Consider the following 219-nt stretch of genomic DNA (forward strand, 5'->3'; position numbering starts at 1 on the left):
AAATGTACTCGTGTACGCGTTCAAAAATGGACGTTCGTTACGAAAGTAACACGTAGAAAAGAATGCGTTTTAGTTACAAAACGTACGCGTAGAAAACATTGTACTTTCGTTACAAAATGTGTACGTTTTGAAAAGAAATTTTACTGGACTAAACGATGTTACTGTAAAAAATGCGAATTCTTCCCTCACGGACACGGCGGCTCTTGCGATGATTCATGT

Annotated in this window: 1 pseudogene; it reads left to right on the plus strand. The window is 37.9% G+C overall.

The features are described from left to right. Nucleotides 1-219, plus strand: a pseudogene (gene exsB, locus MR167_RS32640) (exosporium protein ExsB); the annotation flags it as partial.

It is taken from the genome of Bacillus cereus group sp. BfR-BA-01355, assembly GCF_022663675.1.
GTDB lineage: Bacteria > Bacillota > Bacilli > Bacillales > Bacillaceae_G > Bacillus_A > Bacillus_A thuringiensis_S.